Genomic DNA, 20,437 nt, shown 5'->3' with positions numbered 1-20,437 from the left:
GCGATGGTCATCATCCCCTCGATCCAATGGCCACGGGCCGGCGGGTCGGTAATCCCCATCCGCGTCAGCGCCTCCTCGAGGTAGCCACGGATCGCCTCCGGTCCCTCCGGCCACGCGCCCCGACCATCGAACCCCACCTGGCGCAGCTGGATCGGGCCCTGCACGGCGGCAGCTTCGTGGACCGCGACAGGAAGGCCAACGGGTTGCCACCACGACGCAGCGGAACTGGCTTGGCCGGCCCACGACACTTTCGGGCCCCGCGCGCCCACACCCGTCGAGCAGTTACCCGAGGTGCTGGCTATAGCGAGGCTGGTCAGCGCCACCACCACCAGATAGGCCGCCGCGACCCGGCGCAACCGGGGGAACAACCGCCGTACCCTCGCCGGACAGCCCCGCAGGCCTGCGACGAGGGCGGAACCGGGAGTGCCTTCGGCGCGCGCATCCACCCCACGCACCCCCCTCGAGCCTGCCGATATTGATTGATTCCCCTGCCCATCCGCAGTTCCGCGCAGGCCGGTGCCGCCAGGAAATTAGGCCTCAGCCACGCTCAGCGCAGCGTCTACATGCCTGGCATGGCAGTGACTGCGCCGACCAATTGACGGCTCTGTCAGCATAGCGGCCGTGCACCCGTGCAACCTGGGGTTTGCCCGGTAGTGTGATCGACTACATAACCGGACCACGCGGCACCGCTGGCTCACCGCCGATGGGGTTTTGGAGGTTGCCACAAGAGTCGGTATCCTGGTTCGGTCCAGGTCAACCTGGCAGTCCCGGCCACGTGCCATACGCCGAGCCGGACCCCCGAGATTTGAGGAGCTAGAACCATGGCCGCTGTGTGCGACATCTGCGGGAAAGGCCCCGGCTTCGGTAAGTCGGTGTCGCACTCCCACCGCCGCACCAGCCGTCGGTGGAACCCGAACGTGCAGACCGTGCACGTCGTCGCCCGCCCGGGCGGCAACAAGCAACGCCTGAACGTCTGCACCTCCTGCATCAAGGCCGGCAAGGTCGTCCGCGGCTAGCCCGCTACCTGCTCTGAAGCCACGGCTCCCGCGGCGCGGAAGCAGCCGTCGAAGTGACCGTTCTCGATCCCGACGGTCTGCATGAACGAATGCGCGACGACGGGACCGACGAACCGAAACCCCGCATCCCGCAGCGATACCGCGAGCCGGCGAGACTCCGGGCTGGTCATCCGGCCGTCGTCCCAGCTGCGCAGCAGATGATGCTCGCGGGGCTGATGCTGCCACGCCAGTTGCGCCAGTGAGCATTTCGACAACACTCGCGCGTTGTGCAGCGTCGCCTCGATCTTTCGCCGATTGCGGACGATGGAGGTGTCGCCCATCAATCGCTCGACGTCCTCGCCGGTCATCCGGGCGACCGCTGCCGGATCGAAGCCGTGAAACGCGGCGCGTAGGTTGTCCCGCTTGTCGAACACGATCGCCCAGGACAAGCCGTTTTCGAAGTACGTCAGCACCAGCGCCTCGAACAGCGCCGCCTCGTCGTGCGTCGGCGTTCCCCACTCGCCGTCGTGATAGGCGGTCAGGTCACGTCCCGTCTCGGTGGCCCACCGGCAGCGCGTGACACCGTCGGGGCCGGTCACCACGGTCGGGAGATGCGGCGCCACATCGACGCCGGCCATCGCCTTCAACGCGCGTCCCCTCCGCGATTCACGCGGGCACCTCGGCGAACCCGGGCACTCCCCCGTCCGCGACGGAGTTGAACCTGACCCGAGTTTCCAAGCGCTCGTTGATCTCTCGGATCGCGCTGTCCGGAAGCGCAGTAACGTCGAAGTTCTCGGTGATGCGCGAGGGCGTCACGGAGGCCGTCAGGACCGCGCTGCCACGCTGGATGCCCCATGCCAGCAGCACCTGCGCGGGCGTCTTGCCGAGGCGCCGAGCGATCGAGACGATGAGCTCGTCGTCGAGCAGTCGCGGTTCCAGCGCGTGTCCAAGAGATGCGAACGCCAGCAAGACGATTCCGTGTGTCTTATGCAATTCGTGAAGTTCCCACTGCGGGTGATAGGGATGCGCCTCGACCTCGACGACCGCCGGAATGATGCGGGCGGTGTCGACGATCTTGCGGACCGCCTTCGCGTCGATGTCGGACAGGCCGATCGCCCGGGTCAGTCCCTCGTCGACCAGGTTCTCCATCGCACCCCAGGTTTCGGCAAGCGTCACTCCGTCGTCGTAGATGACGGCTCCGTCGGGGTGGCGCGGATCCTGGTCATCGCCGGGCTGGAAGGCGAATGGCGTGTGCACCAGATACAGGTCGACGGCGTCGAGGCCGAGCCTGCTCAAGCTGGCCTGCAACGCGGGCCGGACCCGCTCCGGCCGATGGTTGTTGTTCCACAGCTTGGTGGTGACGAACAACTCCTCGCGGCGGACCGTTCCGTCGGCGAACAAGTCCTTGAGCGCCGCCCCGACCTCGGCTTCATTGCGGTACCGCTCGGCGGCGTCGAGATGACGGAAACCCACCTCCACCGCGGTTTTCACCGCATTTCGCGTCTTGGTGTTATCCGACAGCGACGTCCCGAAGCCGAGGGCGGGAATCTCGCCACCGCCATTGTTCAAGACGAACCTGTGTTGACTCAGACTCTCGGTTGATCCCATGGCCCGCGGCCTCCTCGCCTGTTCGAATAGATGACCAGTCGTCTAATTAACAGGCGGCGGGGCTCCCGGCATTCCCGACCTTCGGTCAGCGGAGCAGCGCCGCGACCGTGCCCGATTCGAAACGGTCGTAGGGGGTGCGGCTGCGAGTCACCTTACCGCGCAAGGCCGCGCCTTCCCATGCCTCGATCAATTGGGAGGCAAGCTCACTGGCGTCGAGATCCTTTCGGACTCCGCCGGACCCGCGCTGGCCGTCGAGCACGCACGCGGCCAGCGCCGCTCCCCAGCGATCGAGAATGCTCACGAGTTCGGTGCGCACAGGTTCGCTCGTCCCCCCGAGCTCCAGCGACATGTTGCCGATTAAGCAGCCGAGCAGAAAGTCGCCGGCCTCGTGTTCGTCGGCCAACGCGTGAAAGAAGCGGGCAATGCGTTCCTGCGCGGCCCCGTCCGCTTCCAGGATCGGCAGCAGCCGCTCCTCGATGTCGGCCCAATAGCGCTCGAGGATCGCCGCGGCGAAGGCCTCTTTGCTCGGGAAATACGCGTAGAAGGAGCCTTTCGGCACACCGGCCGCGTCGGTGATGTCTTTGACGCCGCTGGCGGCGAATCCGTGCGCGTGCACGAGATCCAGCCCCGCCGCGAGCAGGCGGCGGCGCACGTCAGGGTTCGCCGGCCGGGGCACGTTGCCATAGTAGTCGACCGGTCGCTTATCAATCGCCGTGCGTGTAATCCGTTGCGCCCCACCAACACCTCCCCGGGTGCGGGGACCGGTACCGGGGCACGATCGACGACCAGCTGCTCCGGGCCCCGCGACAGTGTGCCCAAAGCGCGGTCATCTCGGTCAGGGCAGTTTCCAATCGATCGGGTCGGCGTCCATCTTCGCCAGCAGTTCGTTGGCACGGCTGAACGGACGCGAACCGAAAAATCCCCGCGACGCCGACAGCGGCGAGGGATGCGGCGACTCGATCGCCACGCAATTGCCCTCGGCCAGAATCGGTTTGAGCGTTGACGCGTCGCGACCCCAGAGGATCGCCACCAGCGGTTGTGAGCGCGCGACCAGCGCGCGGATCGCGCACTCGGTGACGGCCTCCCATCCCTTGCCCCGGTGCGACGCGGGATTGCTGGGGCGCACCGTCAGCACCCGGTTCAGCAGCAGCACGCCACGCTGGGCCCACGGAGTCAGGTCGCCGCAGGACGGTGGCGGGTGCCCGAGGTCGGCGGTGTACTCGTCGAAGATGTTGGCCAGACTCCGCGGCAGCGGGCGCACGTCGGGGGCAACCGAAAAGCTCAGGCCCACAGCATGTCCCGGTGTCGGATAGGGATCTTGCCCGACGATCAGCACCCGGACGTTGTCGAACGGAAAGGTGAAGGCACGCAACACGTTCGGGCCCGCCGGCAGGTACCTGCGCCCGGCTGCGATCTCGGCCCGCAGGAACTCGCCCATCTGCGCAACCTGTTCGGAAACCGGTGCCAGGGCCGTCGCCCAACCCTGCTCGACGAGTTCGCCCAGCGGACGCGCCGTCATCGCTGCTCTTCATCCATCGCGTCGACGATCACCGCGCCACCCTACTCGACCGCCCGCCGCGCCTAACCCTCGAATGACTGCCAGCCGGCGTGGCCGCCGTACTCCTGGTCGTCGACGAGCACCCGGGCCGGTCCGTCCAGAACCCGCCCGATCACCCGCCAGCCGGCGGGCGGGCGTCCGGCGAAACAGGCGACCAGCGCATGGTCTTCACCACCGCCCAACACCCACGTCCACGGGTCCTCGTCCACCGCGGACCCGGCCGCGGCCAGCGCATCGTGATCGGCGGCCAGCGCGGCCGTGGACAGATCGATCCCCACCCCGGACGACTCGGCGACATGCGCCAGGTCGGCCACCAGGCCGTCGGAGATGTCGATCATCGCTTGCGCCCCCTCGGCGGCCGCCACCGCCCCCTGACCGTAGGGCGGTTCAGGAACCAGATGCCGCTGACGCAGCTCTTCGAATCCGTGAATATCCTTGTCCCACAACGAATATCCGGCAGCAGAGCGGCCCAGGTCACCGGCGACGGCGATCAACGAGCCGGCTTTCGCCCCCGATCGCAGCACCGGCGCGCGGCCGGCCAGATCGCCCAGCACCGACACCGAGATCACCCACTGCGGGCAGCTGACCAGATCGCCGCCGGCGATCCCGGCGCCGATGCGCTGCGCCTCGTCCCACATCCCGTCGACCAGCGCGTCCGCATCAGCGGCCGGCGTGTCACCGGGTGCACCGAAGGCCACGACGAAGGCCGTGGCCCGCGCGCCCATCGCCTCGACGTCCGCGGCATTCTGGGCGATCGCCTTGCGGCCGACGTCGTGGGGCGTCGACCAATCCAGCCGGAAATGCCGCTCGGCCACCAGCATGTCGGTCGACATCACGACGCGACCGTCCTGGGCGGTCACCAGCGCCGCGTCGTCACCCGGCCCGTGCACGACCGCGGGCGGCTGACGGCGGCCCCGCACCAAGCGATCGATGACGGCGAACTCGCCGAGCTGCCGCAGCGTCGGGGACTCACTCGATGCTTGGTCCGGCACGCCACCTCCTCCGGGGCCGGTGAGGGCCATTGGCCTTGGGAGTATTTTGAGTTTCTGCCCGCACGAGCGGCCTGCGCCAGTCTAAAACCCTGCGGCGATGCGGACGCTTTGCGGCCGAGGAGGATCAGGGCACTGATGGACGAGTCGGACAACGACGGGGGGCCGCCGCGCGCGGCGATCATCGCGGCGATCGCGCTGGCCGTCGTGGCGATCGGCGTGATCCTGGTCGTCGCGGCGAACCGCGAGGCGCCACGGCAACCGGTGGCCGTCGCGGAGGTCCCGGCTCCGCAAGCCGACGGCGCCGCATGCCGCGCGCTGAGCGACGCACTGCCGCAACGACTGGGCGACTATCAGCGGGCGCCGGTCGCGCAACCCGCGCCGCATGGCGCGGCCGCCTGGCGGACCGGGCACGACAGCGAGCCGGTGGTGCTGCGGTGCGGGCTCGACCGCCCCGCCGAGTTCGTGGTGGGATCTCCGATCCAGATCGTCGATCGCGTGCAGTGGTTCCAGGTCCGCTCCGAGCAGCAATCCGCCGGTGACGCGGGCAGATCCACCTGGTATGCGGTCGATCGGGGAGTGTATGTCGCGCTCACGCTGCCGTCGGCGTCGGGGCCGACGCCCATCCAGCAGCTTTCCGAGGTGATCGACCGCACCATCGGCGCGGTGCCCATCGCGCCGGGCCAACCCGGCTAGCGGGCCGTCAGCGCAGTCCCACGCCCCGCGCCAGCGCCGTCTCGACCATGGTCGCCAGCAGGGTCGGGTAATCCACGCCGCTGGCCGCAAACATCCTCGGGTACATCGAGATCGTGGTGAACCCGGGCATCGTGTTGATCTCGTTGAGCACCGGCCCGTCGTCGGTCAGGAAGAAGTCGACCCGCGCCAATCCCTGGCAGTCAATGGCCTTGAACGCCCGAATCGCCAATTCGCGCACGGCGTCGGCGATGTCGTCGTCCACCTTCGCCGGAACGTCCAATTCGGCTGCGTCGTCGAGGTATTTGGTGGCGAAATCGTAGAACGAGTCTTCGCGTCCACGCACCCCGGCCACCCGGATCTCGCCCAGTGTGCTGGCTTCCACTGAGCCGTCGGGCATTTCGAGCACGCCGCACTCCAGCTCACGGCCGATGATCGCCGCCTCGACAATGACTTTCGGGTCGTGCCTACGCGCGTCCGCGACGGCGGTGTCCAGCTGGTCCCAGCTGGACACCCGGCTGACGCCGATCGACGAGCCGCCGCGGGCGGGCTTGACGAACACGGGCAGCCCCAGCCGTTCGCGCTCCTCGGGTTCCAGGGTCGACCGGGTCGGTCGCAGCACCGCGTACGCGCCGACCGGCAGACCTTCGGCGGCGAACAGCTTCTTGGTGAATTCCTTGTCCATGCCTGCGGCGCTGGCCAGTACGCCTGCCCCGACGTAGGGCACTCCCGCGAGCTCCAGCAGGCCCTGGATCGTGCCGTCCTCCCCGTAGGGGCCGTGCAACACCGGGAACACCAAATCGACCGACGCCAGTACCTCATTCGCCCCGGGCGACAGGGAGACCAACTCGCCGCTGCGTTGCGGGTCGGCCGGCAGTGCCAATTCGGTGCCCGACTCCGCGGTCACCTCGGGCAACTGTCGGTTGGTGATCGCCAGGGCGGCCGGGTCGCCGTCGGTGAGCACCCACGAACCCTGCGGAGTGATACCGATCGCGACGACGTCGAAACGCTTGGGGTCCAGGTTGCGCAGGATGCTGCCCGCGGACACGCACGAGATCGCGTGCTCGTTGCTGCGTCCCCCGAAGACGACGGCGACGCGCACCCGCTCATTCCGTGCTGCGGGTTGCTGAGTCGACCGGTCGCTGGCGTTCACAATCTAAGAAGGCTACCGATCATTCTGGCTTGGTGCTGCGGCCGAGCAGCAGGGCCATCGCCTCGTTCACCGAGAGTCCCTTGTGGCAGACCCGGTGCACGGCGTCGGTGAGCGGCATTTCGACGTCATAGCTGGACGCCAGCGCGAGCACCGACTCGCAGGACGTCACGCCCTCGACGACGTGCCCGTCACCGCCGTCGGGGGTGCCGTGCAGCACCGACTCGACGGTCGCCCCGCGGCCGAGCTTTTCGCCGAATGAACGGTTGCGCGACCGCGGCGACGAACAGGTGGCCACCAGGTCACCCACCCCGGCCAGCCCCGCCAGCGTCGCGCCTTTGGCGCCGAGGGCGATCCCCAGCCGCATGATCTCCGCCAAACCTCGCGTGATGATCGCCGCGGCGGTGTTCTCGCCGAGCCCGACGCCCGCCGCCATGCCGCATGCCAGCGCGATGACGTTCTTGCACGCCCCGCCGACCTCGGTGCCGACGACGTCGCTGTTGGTGTAAGGGCGGAAGTAGCCGCTGTTCAGCATGCGCTGCAGGGCAACCGCGCGCCCGGAGTCACTGGACGCGACGACCGTCGCGGTGGGCTGGCACTGGGCGATCTCGCTGGCGAGATTCGGGCCTGAAATCACCGCGACCTGAGCCGGGTCCACGGCGGTCACCGAGATGATGACCTGACTCATCCGCATCAGGGTGCCCAGCTCGATCCCCTTGGCCAGGCTGACCAGGGTCGCGCCGCTGGTCAACGAAGGCGCCCACTGCTCGAGGTTGGCCCGCAGCGTCTGCGCCGGCACTCCCAAGAGCACGGTCGTCGCGCCGGTCAGCGCCTCGGCAGCATCGGCGGTGGCGTGGATGCCCTCGGGCAGCAGGGTGCCGGGCAGGTAGTCGTGGTTGTAGCGGGTGGAGTTGATCTGCTCCGCGACCTCGGGTCGTCGGGCCCACAGCGTGACGTGGCCACCGGCGTCGACAAGCACCTTGGCCAACGCGGTGCCCCACGCACCGGCGCCCATGACCGCGACGGTGCCCGCCGAACCGGCACTTGTGCTGGCCACTTACCACCCCGATCTATCGGCTTCGCTGACTCTCACGTGCAGCCGCTACACCCTAGATCAGTGGCCGACCGGGCGTCACGCGTCCGGTGCGCGGTGCGCCGCTGGCAGGATGAGTCCATGAGCGGCACACGAGCCGACGGCGCGGGCGGTGGTGCAGGTGAACCCGGAGACACGGGCCTGATCATCGCCGTCAAGAGGCTGTCTGCGGCCAAGACCCGGCTGGCGCCGGTGTTCTCGGCACGCACCCGGGAGAACGTCGTGCTGGCCATGTTGATGGACACGCTGACCGCCGCCGGACGCGTGCGGGCACTGGGTTCGATCACCGTCATCACGCCCGACGATGTCGCGGGCGCCGCGGCTTCCGAGCTGGGCGCCAATGTGATTGCCGATCCGACGCCCGAGGGGCATCCCGACCCGTTGAATAACGCGATCGCCACCGCCGAACAAGCGCTGGCGCGTTCGTACGCCAATATCGTTGCGCTGCAAGGGGACTTGCCGGCCCTGCAAACCCAGGAACTGGCCGAGGCGATCGCCGCCGCGCGCCACTACCGACGCAGCTTCGTCGCCGACCGGCTGGCAACGGGGACCGCCGCGCTCTTTGCTTTCGGCAGTCCGCTCGATCCACGGTTCGGATCGAATTCCTCAGCGCTACACCGTAGTTCGGGCGCGATCGAGCTGACTGGTGCGTGGCCCGGCCTGCGGTGCGATGTCGATACTCCCGCCGACCTGGCGGCCGCGCGTCGCCTCGGGGTCGGCGCGGCGACCGCCCGGACCATCACACACCATTAGGCTTGCGCGTCTTGGTGGCGAACAAGCAAACCTGTCCTAGGGGTGAACGCAACCCCAACGACGAATGGATGTGCTTGGAGCGCTAGCAGCACAACGGCATGATGCGCAATGATCGCAGGGTGACTGAAACCGAAGCTGAGGCACGACCCGACGAGAATTTGTGGCATCCAGGGGACTCGGCCGTGGCATCACCACCGGCAGCGACCCACGCCGCGACCACCGACCTGCCAGAAGACCGCTACCTCAACCGCGAATTGAGCTGGCTCGACTTCAACGCCCGCGTGCTGGCGCTGGCCGCCGACAACTCACTTCCATTGTTGGAGCGAGCGAAATTCCTGGCGATCTTCGCCTCCAACCTCGACGAGTTCTACATGGTGCGAGTCGCCGGCCTCAAGCGCCGCGACGAGATGGGACTGTCGGTCCGCTCGGCCGACGGCCTGACGCCGCGTGAACAACTCGCCCTCATCGGCGAGCAGACCCAACGGATCGCGACCCGGCACGCGCGGGTGTTCCTCGACTCGGTGCGCCCCGCACTCGCCGACGAAGGCATCCACATCATCACGTGGGCCGATCTGAATCAGGCCGAGCGCGACGAACTGTCCACCTATTTCACCGAACAGGTCTTCCCCGTCTTGACCCCGCTGGCCGTCGACCCCGCTCACCCCTTCCCGTTCGTGAGCGGATTGAGTCTGAACCTGGCGGTGATGGTGCGCCAGCCCGAGGACGGCGGTCAGCACTTCGCCCGAGTCAAGGTGCCCAACAACGTCGATCGCTTCGTGGAACTCGGCGCCGACGACGCCGAAGGGGCGATAATCCGGTACCTGCCAATGGAAGAGCTGATCGCGGCGTTCCTGCCGGCGCTCTTCCCGGGCATGGAGATCGTCGAGCATCACGCGTTCCGCATCACCCGCAATGCGGATTACGAAGTCGAAGAGGACCGCGACGAAGATCTGCTGCAGGCGCTGGAGCGGGAGTTGGCGCGTCGGCGGTTCGGTTCGCCGGTGCGACTCGAGATCGCCGACGATATGACCGAGAGCATGCTCGAGTTGCTGCTGCGCGAACTCGACGTGCATCCCGGTGACGTCATCGAAGTGCCCGGCCTCCTCGACCTTTCGTCGTTGTGGCAGGTCTACGGACTGGACCGCCCGGCGCTCAAAGACCCGGCGTTCGTTCCGGCCACCAGCCCGGCCTTCGTGGACCGCGAGACGCCCAGGAGCATCTTCGCGACGCTGCGCGAAGGCGATGTGCTGCTTCATCATCCATACGAGTCCTTCTCCACCAGCGTGCAGCGGTTCATCGAGCAGGCCGCTGCCGACCCCAATGTGCTGGCCATCAAGCAGACGCTGTATCGCACGTCCGGTGATTCGCCGATCGTTCGGGCGCTCATCGCCGCGGCGGAGGCCGGCAAGCAAGTGGTGGCGATGGTCGAGATCAAGGCGCGCTTCGACGAGCAGGCCAACATTCGCTGGGCGCGAACGCTTGAGCAAGCGGGCGTGCACGTGGTTTACGGGTATGTCGGACTCAAGACCCACTGCAAGACCTGCATGGTGGTGCGCCGCGAAGGTTCGGCCATCCGGCGCTACTGCCACATCGGCACTGGCAATTACAACGGAAAGACGGCGCGGCTTTATGAGGATGTCGGCCTGCTGACGGCCTCCCCTGAAATCGGGGCCGACCTGACGGACTTATTCAATTCGCTTACCGGATATTCGCGTAAGGTCTCCTACCGCAATCTTCTGGTGGCGCCGCACAGCATTCGCACCGGGATCATCGAACGCGTCGAGCGTGAGATCGCCGCCCACCAGGACCACGGCGGCGGCCGGATCCGGATGAAGATGAACGCTCTGGTCGACGAGCAGGTCATCGACGCGCTGTATCGCGCTTCGCGGGCGGGCGTGCGGGTCGAGGTGGTGGTGCGCGGCATCTGCGCGCTGCGCCCCGGCGCCGAGGGCTTGTCGGACAACATCGCGGTCCGTTCGATCCTCGGCCGATTCCTCGAGCACTCGCGGATCATGCATTTCAATCGCATCAACGAGTTCTGGATCGGCAGCGCCGACATGATGCACCGCAACCTCGACCGTCGCGTCGAGGCGCTCGTCCAGGTGAAAGATCCGCGACTGACTACATATTTGGACGAATTGTTCGAATCCGCGCTGGATCCGTCGACTCGGTGCTGGGAGTTGCAACCCGACGGGCAGTGGGTCGCGTCGCCACAGGAGGGCCTGACGGTGCGTGACCACCAAGTTTCGTTGATGGAGCGGCATCGCAGCCCCTAACCCCGTTTGGTGATTTCCGGTTGTCTCCGGGCCACGTCGCAATCGGGCACGCGGCTCCGACCGAATTGATCTGCAGGAGTTAAGGTGCCGTCCCAGAATTCGTCCAGTGCTCGGCGCTCGGGAAGCAAGATCGTTTACGCGGCCGGAGCGGTGTTGTGGCGACCCGTCAGCGCCGACGCCGCCGACGAACTCGTCGAGAACAAAGACGCCGAGATCGCCGTGATCCACCGCCCCCGGTATGACGACTGGTCACTGCCCAAGGGAAAGGTGGACCCCGGCGAGACGGCTCCGGTGGCCGCGGTGCGGGAAGTGTGGGAGGAGACCGGGCAGCACGCCATCTTGGGCAGGCGGCTCGACATGGTGAGCTACCCGATCGATCAGGGCGTCAAAAAGGTCTACTACTGGGCGGCGCGCGCCACCGGCGGAGAATTCACTCCGGGCAACGAAGTCGATGAGCTGATCTGGCTGCCGATGTCCGACGCACTCGAAAAGCTCAGCTACGGGCACGACCGAAAGATGTTGCGGCACTTCGCTAAACACCCCGCAGACACGCACACAGTCCTGGTAGTTCGGCACGGCACCGCCGGCCGCAAATCACGGTTCAAGGGCGACGACACCAAACGACCGCTGGACAAGCGGGGCCGCGCGCAGGCGGAGGCACTCGTCCCTCAACTGATGGCTTTCGGCGCCACGGACGTGTTCGCGGCCGACCGCGTGCGTTGCCATCAGACGGTGGAACCGCTCGCCGAGGAGTTGGGCGTGACGGTGCACAACGAGCCCACCCTCACCGAGGAGTCCTACGCCAAGAGCGCCAAACGCGCTCGCCACCGCATGCTCGAGATCGCCGCGTACGAAGGCACACCGGTTATCTGCTCACAGGGCAAGGTAATACCGGACCTGATCGAGTGGTGGTGTGAGCGCGACGGAGTGCGCCCCGACAAATCGCGCAACCACAAAGGCAGTACGTGGGTGCTGTCGCTGTCGGGCGGCCGACTGGTCGCGGCCGACCACATCGGCGGCGCGCTGGCCGCCAACGTGCGGGCGTAACACGATGGCGGCGGCCCGCTGCGCCCGGCTTCGCCGCGCTTGCGACCGCCGCTAACGTGATGGCGGCGGCCCGCCGCGCCCGGCTTCGCCGCGCTTGCGACCGCCGCTAACACGCGAATACCCTTCGGGGGCACCGCTGCCACCCGAAGGGTATTTGCGTCTAGAACGTCGACTCTGCCGTTACTTGCGGCCGCGGCGCGCGGTCGCCTTCTTGGCAGGAGCCTTACTGGCCGGCCGCTTTGCGGCAGCCTTCTTCACGGGTGCCTTGGTCGCGGCCTTGGTCGCCTTCTTAGCCGGAGCCTTGGTCGCCGCCTTCTTGGCCGGAGCCTTGGTCGCGGCCTTCTTAGCCGGAGCCTTGGTCGCGGCCTTCTTGGCCGGAGCCTTTGTCGCCGCCTTCTTGGCCGGAGCCTTGGTCGCCGCCTTCTTGACCGCCGCCTTCTTGGCGGGAGCCTTCTTCGCAGCGGTCTTCTTGGCAGCGCCGCCGGCTACGACACCACGCTTGACGGCGGGGCCGTCCGACGGGAGACGCTGTGCGCCAGAGACAACCGCTTTGAACTGAGCACCGGGACGGAACGCCGGGACAGAAGTCGGCTTCACCTTCACCGTCTCACCGGTGCGCGGGTTGCGGGCCACACGTGCCGCGCGGCGCCGCTGTTCGAAAACACCGAATCCGGTAATGGTGACGCTGTCGCCCTTGTGTACCGCTCGCACAATGGTGTCGACGACATTCTCCACTGCGGCGGTCGCCTGCCGACGGTCCGTGTCCAATTTCTGTGTGAGCACATCAATGAGCTCTGCCTTGTTCATCAATCCCTCCGAGACTAGTGGTCCTCGATTTGGACCGACTAGTGGACACGGTAAACCCTTCCCCAGCAAATTTCCAAGAGCCACGCGCAATTTCAGGGTCCGGCGACCGAAGATTTCGCAATCCGGTTGCCGCCCTTGATCGGTGGCGGGGCGGGAAAATCAGCCCGGTTTAGTTAGGTGAGCGAGAAGAAAATCCGACTCACTCAGACCCTCAAGAGGTTGGCAGGGTGCGCGGTTTCCAATCCGGATAGGTCGTCTCAAACGATTCGATTTTGTCGAGTTTGCGCAGCGTAAGGGCGATATCGTCGAGCCCCTCCAACAGGCGCCAGGCGGTGTAGTCGTCAATCTTGAACGGCAGCACCGTCGTTCCGGCGGTGATATTTCGATCTTGAAGATTGGCAGTGATTTCCAGACCGGGACTCTGCTCAATGCGCTTCCAAAGCAGTTCCACACCGTCTTGAGAAACTTCTGCCGCCAACAGACCTGCCTTGCCGGCGTTGCCCCGAAAAATGTCACCGAACCGAGACGAGATGACGACCCGGAACCCATAGTCCATGAGCGCCCACACCGCATGCTCCCGCGAGGAGCCGGTCCCGAAATCGGGTCCGGCGACCAGAACTGAGCCGCGGTCAAAGGGGCTGAGGTTTAGTACGAATGACGAATCCGACCTCCAGCTTGCGAACAAGCCGTCCTCGAAACCGGTTCGGGTGACTCGCTTCAAATACACCGCCGGAATGATCTGATCGGTGTCGACATTGGAGCGCCGCAGCGGTACACCGATACCGGTGTGGGTCTGAAATGCTTCCATGCTCATCCCTTCCGTGGAGTTCTTCTCAGCTCAGATCGGCGGGCGAGGACAGCGTGCCGCGAACTGCCGTCGCCGCCGCAACAGCCGGCGAAACCAAATGGGTACGGCCGCCTTTACCCTGGCGCCCTTCGAAGTTGCGGTTCGACGTCGCCGCGCACCGCTCCCCCGGCGCAAGCTGATCCGGATTCATCCCCAGGCACATCGAGCATCCGGCCTGCCGCCATTCGGCGCCCGCGGTGACGAAAATCTCGTCCAGCCCTTCGGCTTCGGCTTGGGCGCGCACCCGCATCGATCCCGGCACGACGAGCATCCGCACCCCTGCGGCCACCTTGCGGCCGCGCATCACGTCGGCGACCACCCGCAGATCCTCGATACGACCGTTGGTACAAGAGCCCACGAACACCGTGTCGACCGCGATATCGCGCATCGGCGTGCCCGGTCGAAGGTCCATGTATGCCAACGCTTTCTCGGCGGCCTGCCGCCCTGCGTCGTCGGTCATCAGCTCGGGGTCGGGCACGGCAGCGCCCAACGGCACGCCCTGGCCGGGGTTCGTACCCCACGTCACGAACGGGCTCAACTCCGCCGCGTCGAGGTAGACCTCGGTGTCGAATTCCGCGCCGGGGTCGGTGCGTAACCGCTGCCAATACCGCATTGCGGCGTCCCATTGCTCCCCCTGCGGCGCGTGCGGACGGTCGCGCAGGAATTCATAGGTGGTCTTGTCCGGAGCGACCATTCCCGCCCGGGCGCCGGCTTCGATGCTCATATTGCAGACCGTCATACGGCCTTCCATGGACAGCGATTCGATGGCGCTGCCCCGGTATTCGATGACATGTCCCTGTCCGCCGCCCGTCCCGATCTTGGCGATCAAGGCGAGGATGATGTCTTTGGCGGTGACCCCGGCGGGCAATTGGCCGTCGGCCCCCCCATCTACGTTGACCGCCATTGTCTTGAATGGCCGCAGCGGCAACGTCTGAGTGGCCAGCACATGCTCGACTTCCGAGGTGCCAATGCCCATTGCCAGCGCACCGAATGCGCCGTGGGTGGACGTGTGACTGTCACCACAGACAACCGTCATTCCCGGTTGGGTGAGCCCCAATTGCGGGCCGACGACATGAACGATGCCCTGCTCGATATCGCCCATCGGATATAGCCGCACACCGAATTCGGCGCAGTTTCGCCGCAACGTCTCGACCTGAGTGCGCGACACCGGGTCGGCGATCGGCTTGTCGATGTCGACGGTCGGCACGTTGTGGTCCTCGGTGGCCAGCGTCAGATCGGGGCGCCGCACCGGGCGCCCGGCCAGCCGCAGACCGTCGAACGCCTGCGGGCTGGTGACCTCGTGCACCAGGTGCAGATCGATGTAGATCAGGTCGGGCTCACTGGCGCCCCCCGCCACCACAACGTGGTCTGCCCAGACCTTTTCGGCCAAGGTGCGCGGTTTGGTCGCCTTGACGTCGGATGCCATCTCGAAATCGCCTCGATTCACTTCATTCGCGGCTCGCCGATCAGTGTGGGCTGTGATCTCAGAATGCGAGACGCTAGTATCTCCTTGTGAGACAGCATAGCGGCATCGGCGTTCTGGACAAAGCCGTGGGAGTTCTGCAGACGATCGCCCAATCCCCCTGTGGATTGGCCGAACTGTGCGAACGGACCGAACTGCCCAGGGCCACCGCGTATCGGCTGGCGGCCGCCCTGGAAGTCCATCGGCTGCTGGCGCGGGACGATGAAGGGCGTTGGCGCCTTGGCCCCGCCATCACCGAACTCGCCGCTCACGTCAACGATCCGCTGCTGGCCGCCAGCGCGGCGGTGCTGCCCCTGTTGCGCGAAACCACCGGCGAGAGCGTCCAGCTGTATCGCCGCGAGGGCACCGCCCGGGTCTGCGTGGCCTCGTTGGAACCCGCTGCGGGCCTTCGCGATACGGTTCCGGTCGGCGCGCGATTGCCGATGACGGCGGGGTCGGGAGCCAAAGTGCTACTGGCCCATAGCGACGCGGCCACCCAGAAAGCGGTTCTGCCGACCGCGAAATTCACCGAGCGGACTCTGGCCGAGGTACGGCGTCGCGGCTGGGCTCAGAGTGTGGCCGAGCGCGAGCCGGGCGTCGCGAGCGTGTCCGCGCCGGTGCGCGACAGCCGGGGTGCCGTCATCGCCGCCATCTCGGTGTCCGGGCCCGTCGACCGGATCGGCCGGCGCCCCGGGGCACGCTGGGCCGCCGACCTGCTGTCCGCGGCCGAGGCACTCACCCGCCGGCTCTAGCGCGCAACCGCCTACACGGCGCACCGCACGCGAGGGTGCCTGACAGACTGACGCGATGGGAACCAATCAGCGCGCGAGCATCGTCATGTCCGACGACGAGATCGCCGACTTCGTCGCCAAGAGCCGCACCGGAACCATGGCCACCATTGGGCGCGACGGGCAGCCGCACCTGACCGCGATGTGGTACGCCGTCGTCGACGGCGAGATCTGGATAGAGACCAAAGCCAAGTCTCAGAAAGCCGTCAATCTCAAGCGCGATCCGCGGGTGACGTTCCTTATCGAGGACGGCGACACCTACGACACACTGCGCGGGGTGTCGTTTGAAGGCGTCGCCGAGATCGTCGACGATCCCGAGGTGTCGCACCGCGTCGGCGTCAGCGTGTTCGAGCGCTACACGGGGCCCTACACCGACGACATGAAGCCGTTCGTCGAGCAGATGATGAATAAGCGGGTCTGCGTGCGCATCGTGGCCCGGCGAGCGCGATCGTGGGATCACCGCAAGCTCGGAATGCCGGCAATGCCGGTGGGCGGGTCGACCGCCCCGGCCGTATCAGGTACCGGCCAATAGTTGTTTTGTAGCCCCGATGGGATTCGAACCCACGCTACCGCCGTGAGAGGGCGGCGTCCTAGGCCGCTAGACGACGGGGCCAAGAAACTATCCGGAAAGCGATCCTTCAGACGATCCGGAGAGTCAGCATAGCTCACCGTCTTCAAGCCGACCTAATCGCTTGAGGGGGCGAGATTTTGCTGGGGTACCAGGACTCGAACCTAGAATGGCTGAACCAGAATCAGCTGTGTTGCCAATTACACCATACCCCATTGGCTGCCTATAACCGCTGGTCAACGAGCATCTGCGAACTGCTTACCACCGTTTGAGTCCGCCGCTGCCAGCCGTTGTCGGCCACGGAAAAGCTTTGTAAACCGCAGTGCAGACTACCAAAGATTCAGGCGACTCCTTCGCGCGCGGCTCTCAGGCGGCCCAGGCTGCGGTCGCGGCCCAACAGCTCCAGCGATTCGAACAGCGGCGGGCTGATCGTCGTGCCCGTGGCGGCAACCCTGATCGGGCCAAACGCCTTGCGCGGTTTGAGCCCCAGGTTGTCGATGAGCGCGGTCTTGAGGGCGGACTCGATCTGCGGCACCGTCCAGTCCGAGGTGCCGTCCAGTGCCGTCAATGCGGCGTCCAGCACCGCTGCGGCGTCCGGGCCCAGCTCCTTGGCGGCGGCCTTGGGGTCGATCGCATACTCGTCGTCGTTGAGGAACTTCAGCAGACCCCACGCGTCGCCGAGCACCACGATGCGGGTCTGCACCAGTTGCGCCGCAACGGCGAATGCGGCGTCGTCCAGCCCGAGCTGATGGCCGTGCACGCCGAAGAAGTCGCGCAGTCGTGCGGTGAATTCGTCGGGCTCGAGCATCCGGATGTGCTCGGCGTTGAGCGCGTCGGCCTTTTTCTGGTCGAACCGCGCGGGGTTGGAGTTGACGTCGACGACGTCGAATGCGGCCACCATCTCGTCGAGGGTGAACAGGTCGTGGTCGTCGGCGATCGCCCAGCCCAGCAGCGCAAGGTAATTGAGCAGCCCTTCGGGGATGAAGCCCCGGTCGCGATGGGCGAACAGGTTCGACTGCGGGTCGCGCTTGGAGAGTTTTTTGGTGCCCTCCCCCAATACCGTTGGCAAATGCGCGAACTGCGGCGTGCGCTCGGCGATGCCGATCCGGATCATCGCCTGATACAGCGCGAGCTGGCGCGGGGTCGACGGCAGCAGGTCCTCGCCGCGCAACACGTGAGTGATCTTCATCAGTGCGTCGTCGCACGGGTTGACCAAGGTGTACAACGGATCTCCGTTGGCGCGGGTCAATGCGAAATCGGGCACGCTGCCCGCGGCGAACGTGGTGGTTCCCCGCACGAGGTCGTCCCAGGCCAGGTCTTCGTCGGGCATCCGCAACCGCACCACGGGCTGGCGGCCCTCCGCCAGAAACGTCGCCCGCTGCGCATCGGTCAGCGTGCGGTCGAAGTTGTCATATCCCAGCTTGGGGTTGCGGCCCGCGGCGACGTGACGCGCCTCGACCTCCTCGGCCGTCGAAAACGCTTGGTAGGCCTCGCCCGCATCGAGCAGCTTCGTGACCACCTCGCGGTAGATCTCGAAGCGCAACGACTGCCGGTACGGGCCATAGGGCCCACCCACCTCGGGTCCCTCGTCCCAGTCCAGGCCCAGCCAGCGCAGCGCGTCGAGCAGCGCCAAATAGCTTTCCTCGGTGTCGCGCTGCGCGTCGGTGTCCTCTATCCGAAAAACGAACGTGCCGCCGGTGTGTCGGGCGTACGCCCAGTTGAACAACGCGGTGCGAACCATCCCGACGTGTGGCGTGCCGGTCGGCGACGGGCAGAAGCGAACCCGAACCGCACCTGATGCCGTCACGATTTCCCTTTGCGGACCACCGGATTAGTGAGGGTGCCGATGCCCTCGACGGTGATCGACACGGTATCGCCGTCCTCGATGGGACCGACTCCAGCCGGCGTCCCGGTGAGGATGAGATCGCCGGGTAGCAAGGTCATCACGGCCGAAATCCACTCAACGATGTCGCCGACGTCGTGAATCATCAGCGAGGTCCGACTCTGTTGTTTCACTTCGCCATTGACCTCGGTTCGCAATTCGAGGTCCGCCGGGTCCAACGGGTTGAGGTCGGTGACGACCCACGGCCCGACCGGGCAGAACGAGTCGTGCCCCTTCGCGCGGGTCCACTGGCCATCGGCCTTCTGCTGGTCGCGCGCGGACACGTCGTTGGCAATGGTGTAGCCCAGGATGTTCTCGGCGGCGCGGGCGGCCGGAACGTCCTTGCACGGCCGGCCGATCACCACCGCCAGCTCCCCCTCGAAGTGCACGGGTGATGCGTTGGCGGGCAACCGAATCGGCACGTTGGGCCCGATGATTGCCGTATTGGGCTTGAGGAAGATCACCGGGTCCGGCGCCGCCGGGCCGGTGACATCACCCATTTCGGCGATGTGGTCCGCGTAATTCTTGCCGATGCAGACCACCTTGCCGGCCAGCATCGGGGCCAGTAGCCGCACATCGGCCAGCGGCCAGGTTCGGCCGGTGAAGTTGGGCGTGCCGAACGGGTGCTCGGCGATCTCGCGAACGAACATTCCATCCGGGTCCTCGAGTTCGCCCTCGATGCTGACGAAGGCGACCCCGTCGGGGCTGGCAATTCGACCTAGGCGCATTTCGATGAGCCTACTTACGGGCGGTGGTGACCGGCACATCCGGGCGTCGCTGTGAAGCGACGGCACGATAATCACCTGCGCTTTTGCCGGCGTGTGCAAACATGAGGAATGGCGATTGACACCGCCGTCCCGGGCCGCATAGGTGGCGGTGCCCGCTGGATCATCACGATCGTGTCGCTGATCGCGACGGCGAGTTCTTTCCTCTTTATCAATGGTGTTGCGTTTCTGATTCCCTCGCTGCAGACCGAACGTGGAATAGCCCTCGACGAAGCCGGTTTGCTGTCCTCGATGCCCAGTTGGGGCATGGTGGTCACGCTCGTGCTCTGGGGCTACGTGCTGGACCGGGTCGGCGAGCGCATCGTGATGACCCTGGGGTCGGGACTCACTGCGGCGGCCGCCTACGCCGCGGCGACGGCGCATTCGATGGTGGCGACCGCCGTCTATCTGTTCCTCGGCGGCATGGCCGCCGCAAGTTGCAACACGGCCGGCGGCCGCCTGGTGTCCGCCTGGTTCCCGCCAAGCCAGCGCGGTCTGGCGATGGGCGTCCGCCAGACCGCCCAGCCCCTCGGAATCGCGTTGGGCGCCCTGGTAATTCCCGAGTTGGCCGAACGTGGGCCCGGCGCGGGCCTGAAGTTCACCGCGGTGGCCTGCGCGGTGGCCGCGGTGGCCAGCGTCATCGGAATCCGCAACCCGCCGCGCAAACCGCGCGAGACCGCCAGCGCGGAGGAGCTGGCCAGCCCGTATCGAGGATCGTTGGCGCTGTGGCGAATTCACGCGGTCGCGGGTCTGCTGATGATGCCGCAAACCATCACCGTGACGTTCATGCTGGTTTGGCTGATCAAGAACCTGCACTGGTCCGTCGCGGCCGCCGGTGGCTTGGTCACCCTTTCGCAGTTGCTCGGCGCGCTCGGCAGGATCATAGTGGGCCGCTGGTCCGACCGGATCGGCTCGCGAATGGTGCCGGTCCGCATCATCGCGTTCTTTGCCGCTGCCACCCTGTTCCTGTTGGCCTGGGCCGATCAGGTGAATTCGCGTTATCAGGCGCTGTTGATGGTTGTCATCTCGGTGATCGCGGTGCTCGACAACGGTTTGGAGGCAACGGCCATCACCGAACTCGCCGGGCCGTTCTGGAGCGGACGCGCGCTGGGCATCCAGAACACCACGCAGCGGGTGATGGCCGCGGCGGGCCCCCC

Annotated in this window: 20 protein-coding genes, 2 tRNA genes and 1 pseudogene; 8 read left to right on the top strand and 15 right to left on the bottom strand. The window is 66.6% G+C overall.

Going from position 1 to position 20,437, the window contains the following annotated elements; all coding sequences use genetic code 11:
* Nucleotides 1-368, bottom strand: a pseudogene (locus tag JOZ00_RS26705) (transglycosylase); the annotation flags it as partial.
* Between the two features lie 453 nt (nt 369-821).
* Here JOZ00_RS26705 and rpmB point away from each other — a divergent pair.
* The gene (gene rpmB / locus JOZ00_RS26700; protein WP_293350591.1) at nt 822-1,016 is read left to right on the top strand and encodes a 50S ribosomal protein L28; all 195 of its coding nucleotides are present in this window, start codon (nt 822-824) and stop codon (nt 1,014-1,016) included.
* On the opposite strand, the gene JOZ00_RS26695 is transcribed toward rpmB, so the two are convergent.
* The 5 genes from JOZ00_RS26695 to JOZ00_RS26675 all read right to left on the bottom strand — a co-directional run bounded on the left by JOZ00_RS26695 (nt 1,013) and on the right by JOZ00_RS26675 (nt 5,183).
* Nucleotides 1,013-1,633, bottom strand: coding sequence for a DNA-3-methyladenine glycosylase I (locus JOZ00_RS26695; protein ID WP_293350597.1), 621 nt, complete (start codon nt 1,631-1,633; stop codon nt 1,013-1,015). The two genes, rpmB and JOZ00_RS26695, sit on opposite strands and share 4 nt — an antisense overlap.
* A gap of 28 nt (nt 1,634-1,661) precedes the next feature.
* Nucleotides 1,662-2,603 (bottom strand): aldo/keto reductase, encoded by a 942-nt coding sequence (locus JOZ00_RS26690; protein WP_293350588.1) that lies wholly within the window; start codon nt 2,601-2,603, stop codon nt 1,662-1,664.
* Between the two features lie 85 nt (nt 2,604-2,688).
* Nucleotides 2,689-3,279, bottom strand: a complete 591-nt coding sequence (locus tag JOZ00_RS26685; protein ID WP_293350585.1) for a TetR/AcrR family transcriptional regulator — start codon at nt 3,277-3,279, stop codon at nt 2,689-2,691.
* A 159-nt stretch (nt 3,280-3,438) separates the two neighbouring features.
* Nucleotides 3,439-4,122, bottom strand: a complete 684-nt coding sequence (locus JOZ00_RS26680) for a uracil-DNA glycosylase (RefSeq protein ID WP_293350582.1) — start codon at nt 4,120-4,122, stop codon at nt 3,439-3,441.
* Nucleotides 4,123-4,184: 62 nt separating this feature from the next.
* Nucleotides 4,185-5,183 (bottom strand): thiamine-phosphate kinase, encoded by a 999-nt coding sequence (locus JOZ00_RS26675; RefSeq protein WP_293350579.1) that lies wholly within the window; start codon nt 5,181-5,183, stop codon nt 4,185-4,187.
* Between the two features lie 105 nt (nt 5,184-5,288).
* On the opposite strand from JOZ00_RS26675, the gene JOZ00_RS26670 reads away from it, so the two are divergent.
* A complete protein-coding gene (locus JOZ00_RS26670) occupies nt 5,289-5,846 on the top strand; it encodes a DUF3515 domain-containing protein (protein WP_293350576.1) in 558 nt (185 codons plus the stop codon).
* A 7-nt stretch (nt 5,847-5,853) separates the two neighbouring features.
* Here JOZ00_RS26670 and JOZ00_RS26665 read toward each other — a convergent pair whose 3' ends face one another.
* Nucleotides 5,854-6,996 carry a D-alanine--D-alanine ligase family protein gene (locus JOZ00_RS26665; protein ID WP_293350573.1) on the bottom strand — a complete coding sequence of 381 codons (1,143 nt, stop codon included), beginning with the start codon at nt 6,994-6,996 and terminating at the stop codon, nt 5,854-5,856.
* A gap of 19 nt (nt 6,997-7,015) precedes the next feature.
* The gene (locus tag JOZ00_RS26660) at nt 7,016-8,008 is read right to left on the bottom strand and encodes an NAD(P)H-dependent glycerol-3-phosphate dehydrogenase (protein WP_293350594.1); all 993 of its coding nucleotides are present in this window, start codon (nt 8,006-8,008) and stop codon (nt 7,016-7,018) included.
* Between the two features lie 159 nt (nt 8,009-8,167).
* On the opposite strand from JOZ00_RS26660, the gene cofC reads away from it, so the two are divergent.
* From cofC to JOZ00_RS26645, 3 genes are all read left to right on the top strand, one after another.
* The gene (cofC, locus tag JOZ00_RS26655; RefSeq protein ID WP_293350570.1) at nt 8,168-8,839 is read left to right on the top strand and encodes a 2-phospho-L-lactate guanylyltransferase; all 672 of its coding nucleotides are present in this window, start codon (nt 8,168-8,170) and stop codon (nt 8,837-8,839) included.
* Nucleotides 8,840-8,937: 98 nt separating this feature from the next.
* On the top strand, nt 8,938-11,115 hold the full coding sequence (locus JOZ00_RS26650; RefSeq protein ID WP_293350567.1) for an RNA degradosome polyphosphate kinase: 2,178 nt from the start codon (nt 8,938-8,940) through the stop codon (nt 11,113-11,115).
* An 84-nt stretch (nt 11,116-11,199) separates the two neighbouring features.
* Nucleotides 11,200-12,162: an NUDIX hydrolase gene (locus JOZ00_RS26645; RefSeq protein WP_293350564.1), complete on the top strand. Its 963-nt coding sequence runs from the start codon at nt 11,200-11,202 to the stop codon at nt 12,160-12,162.
* A 180-nt stretch (nt 12,163-12,342) separates the two neighbouring features.
* Here the strand turns inward: JOZ00_RS26645 and JOZ00_RS26640 are convergent, their stop codons facing one another.
* The 3 genes from JOZ00_RS26640 to leuC all read right to left on the bottom strand — a co-directional run bounded on the left by JOZ00_RS26640 (nt 12,343) and on the right by leuC (nt 15,242).
* Nucleotides 12,343-12,969: an HU family DNA-binding protein gene (locus JOZ00_RS26640; protein ID WP_293350561.1), complete on the bottom strand. Its 627-nt coding sequence runs from the start codon at nt 12,967-12,969 to the stop codon at nt 12,343-12,345.
* Between the two features lie 211 nt (nt 12,970-13,180).
* Entirely contained in the window at nt 13,181-13,777 is a 597-nt protein-coding gene (gene leuD / locus JOZ00_RS26635) for a 3-isopropylmalate dehydratase small subunit (RefSeq protein ID WP_293350558.1), read from the bottom strand.
* Nucleotides 13,778-13,802: 25 nt separating this feature from the next.
* Nucleotides 13,803-15,242, bottom strand: coding sequence for a 3-isopropylmalate dehydratase large subunit (gene leuC / locus JOZ00_RS26630; RefSeq protein WP_293350555.1), 1,440 nt, complete (start codon nt 15,240-15,242; stop codon nt 13,803-13,805).
* Between the two features lie 86 nt (nt 15,243-15,328).
* Between leuC and JOZ00_RS26625 the strand changes: the two genes are divergently transcribed.
* Both JOZ00_RS26625 and JOZ00_RS26620 read left to right on the top strand, forming a co-directional pair.
* Nucleotides 15,329-16,030, top strand: a complete 702-nt coding sequence (locus JOZ00_RS26625; protein WP_293350552.1) for an IclR family transcriptional regulator — start codon at nt 15,329-15,331, stop codon at nt 16,028-16,030.
* Between the two features lie 55 nt (nt 16,031-16,085).
* Nucleotides 16,086-16,598 carry a PPOX class F420-dependent oxidoreductase gene (locus JOZ00_RS26620; protein ID WP_293350549.1) on the top strand — a complete coding sequence of 171 codons (513 nt, stop codon included), beginning with the start codon at nt 16,086-16,088 and terminating at the stop codon, nt 16,596-16,598.
* An 8-nt stretch (nt 16,599-16,606) separates the two neighbouring features.
* Here JOZ00_RS26620 and JOZ00_RS26615 read toward each other — a convergent pair.
* The 4 genes from JOZ00_RS26615 to JOZ00_RS26600 all read right to left on the bottom strand — a co-directional run bounded on the left by JOZ00_RS26615 (nt 16,607) and on the right by JOZ00_RS26600 (nt 19,244).
* A tRNA-Glu gene (locus tag JOZ00_RS26615) sits at nt 16,607-16,679 on the bottom strand.
* A gap of 98 nt (nt 16,680-16,777) precedes the next feature.
* A tRNA-Gln gene (locus tag JOZ00_RS26610) sits at nt 16,778-16,849 on the bottom strand.
* A gap of 125 nt (nt 16,850-16,974) precedes the next feature.
* Complete coding sequence (gltX, locus tag JOZ00_RS26605; protein WP_293350546.1) at nt 16,975-18,441, bottom strand: glutamate--tRNA ligase; 1,467 nt, start codon at nt 18,439-18,441, stop codon at nt 16,975-16,977.
* Nucleotides 18,438-19,244: a fumarylacetoacetate hydrolase family protein gene (locus JOZ00_RS26600; RefSeq protein WP_293350543.1), complete on the bottom strand. Its 807-nt coding sequence runs from the start codon at nt 19,242-19,244 to the stop codon at nt 18,438-18,440. Before JOZ00_RS26600 ends, gltX begins: the two co-directional genes overlap by 4 nt.
* A gap of 108 nt (nt 19,245-19,352) precedes the next feature.
* Here JOZ00_RS26600 and JOZ00_RS26595 point away from each other — a divergent pair.
* Nucleotides 19,353-20,437: MFS transporter (locus tag JOZ00_RS26595; RefSeq protein ID WP_293350540.1), on the top strand; the 1,085-nt coding region annotated here is incomplete at its 3' end.

It is taken from the genome of Mycobacterium sp. (assembly GCF_019243155.1).
In the GTDB taxonomy this organism is placed as follows: Bacteria; Actinomycetota; Actinomycetes; order Mycobacteriales; family Mycobacteriaceae; genus Mycobacterium.
The sequence above is the reverse complement of the archived record's forward strand: the minus strand, read 5'-3'. Positions and strand labels throughout refer to the sequence as shown.

Excerpts from the sequence above, each read along its gene's own strand:
- rpmB (WP_293350591.1), top strand. The coding sequence starts at position 822 with ATGGCCGCTGTGTGCGACATCTGCGGGAAAGGCCCCGGCTTCGGTAAG.
- JOZ00_RS26695 (WP_293350597.1), bottom strand. The coding sequence starts at position 1,633 with ATGGCCGGCGTCGATGTGGCGCCGCATCTCCCGACCGTGGTGACCGGC.
- JOZ00_RS26690 (WP_293350588.1), bottom strand. The coding sequence starts at position 2,603 with ATGGGATCAACCGAGAGTCTGAGTCAACACAGGTTCGTCTTGAACAAT.
- JOZ00_RS26680 (WP_293350582.1), bottom strand. The coding sequence starts at position 4,122 with ATGACGGCGCGTCCGCTGGGCGAACTCGTCGAGCAGGGTTGGGCGACG.
- JOZ00_RS26675 (WP_293350579.1), bottom strand. The coding sequence starts at position 5,183 with ATGGCCCTCACCGGCCCCGGAGGAGGTGGCGTGCCGGACCAAGCATCG.
- JOZ00_RS26670 (WP_293350576.1), top strand. The coding sequence starts at position 5,289 with ATGGACGAGTCGGACAACGACGGGGGGCCGCCGCGCGCGGCGATCATC.
- JOZ00_RS26660 (WP_293350594.1), bottom strand. The coding sequence starts at position 8,008 with ATGGGCGCCGGTGCGTGGGGCACCGCGTTGGCCAAGGTGCTTGTCGAC.
- cofC (WP_293350570.1), top strand. The coding sequence starts at position 8,168 with ATGAGCGGCACACGAGCCGACGGCGCGGGCGGTGGTGCAGGTGAACCC.
- JOZ00_RS26650 (WP_293350567.1), top strand. The coding sequence starts at position 8,938 with ATGATGCGCAATGATCGCAGGGTGACTGAAACCGAAGCTGAGGCACGA.
- JOZ00_RS26640 (WP_293350561.1), bottom strand. The coding sequence starts at position 12,969 with ATGAACAAGGCAGAGCTCATTGATGTGCTCACACAGAAATTGGACACG.
- leuD (WP_293350558.1), bottom strand. The coding sequence starts at position 13,777 with ATGGAAGCATTTCAGACCCACACCGGTATCGGTGTACCGCTGCGGCGC.
- leuC (WP_293350555.1), bottom strand. The coding sequence starts at position 15,242 with ATGGCATCCGACGTCAAGGCGACCAAACCGCGCACCTTGGCCGAAAAG.
- JOZ00_RS26620 (WP_293350549.1), top strand. The coding sequence starts at position 16,086 with ATGGGAACCAATCAGCGCGCGAGCATCGTCATGTCCGACGACGAGATC.
- JOZ00_RS26600 (WP_293350543.1), bottom strand. The coding sequence starts at position 19,244 with ATGCGCCTAGGTCGAATTGCCAGCCCCGACGGGGTCGCCTTCGTCAGC.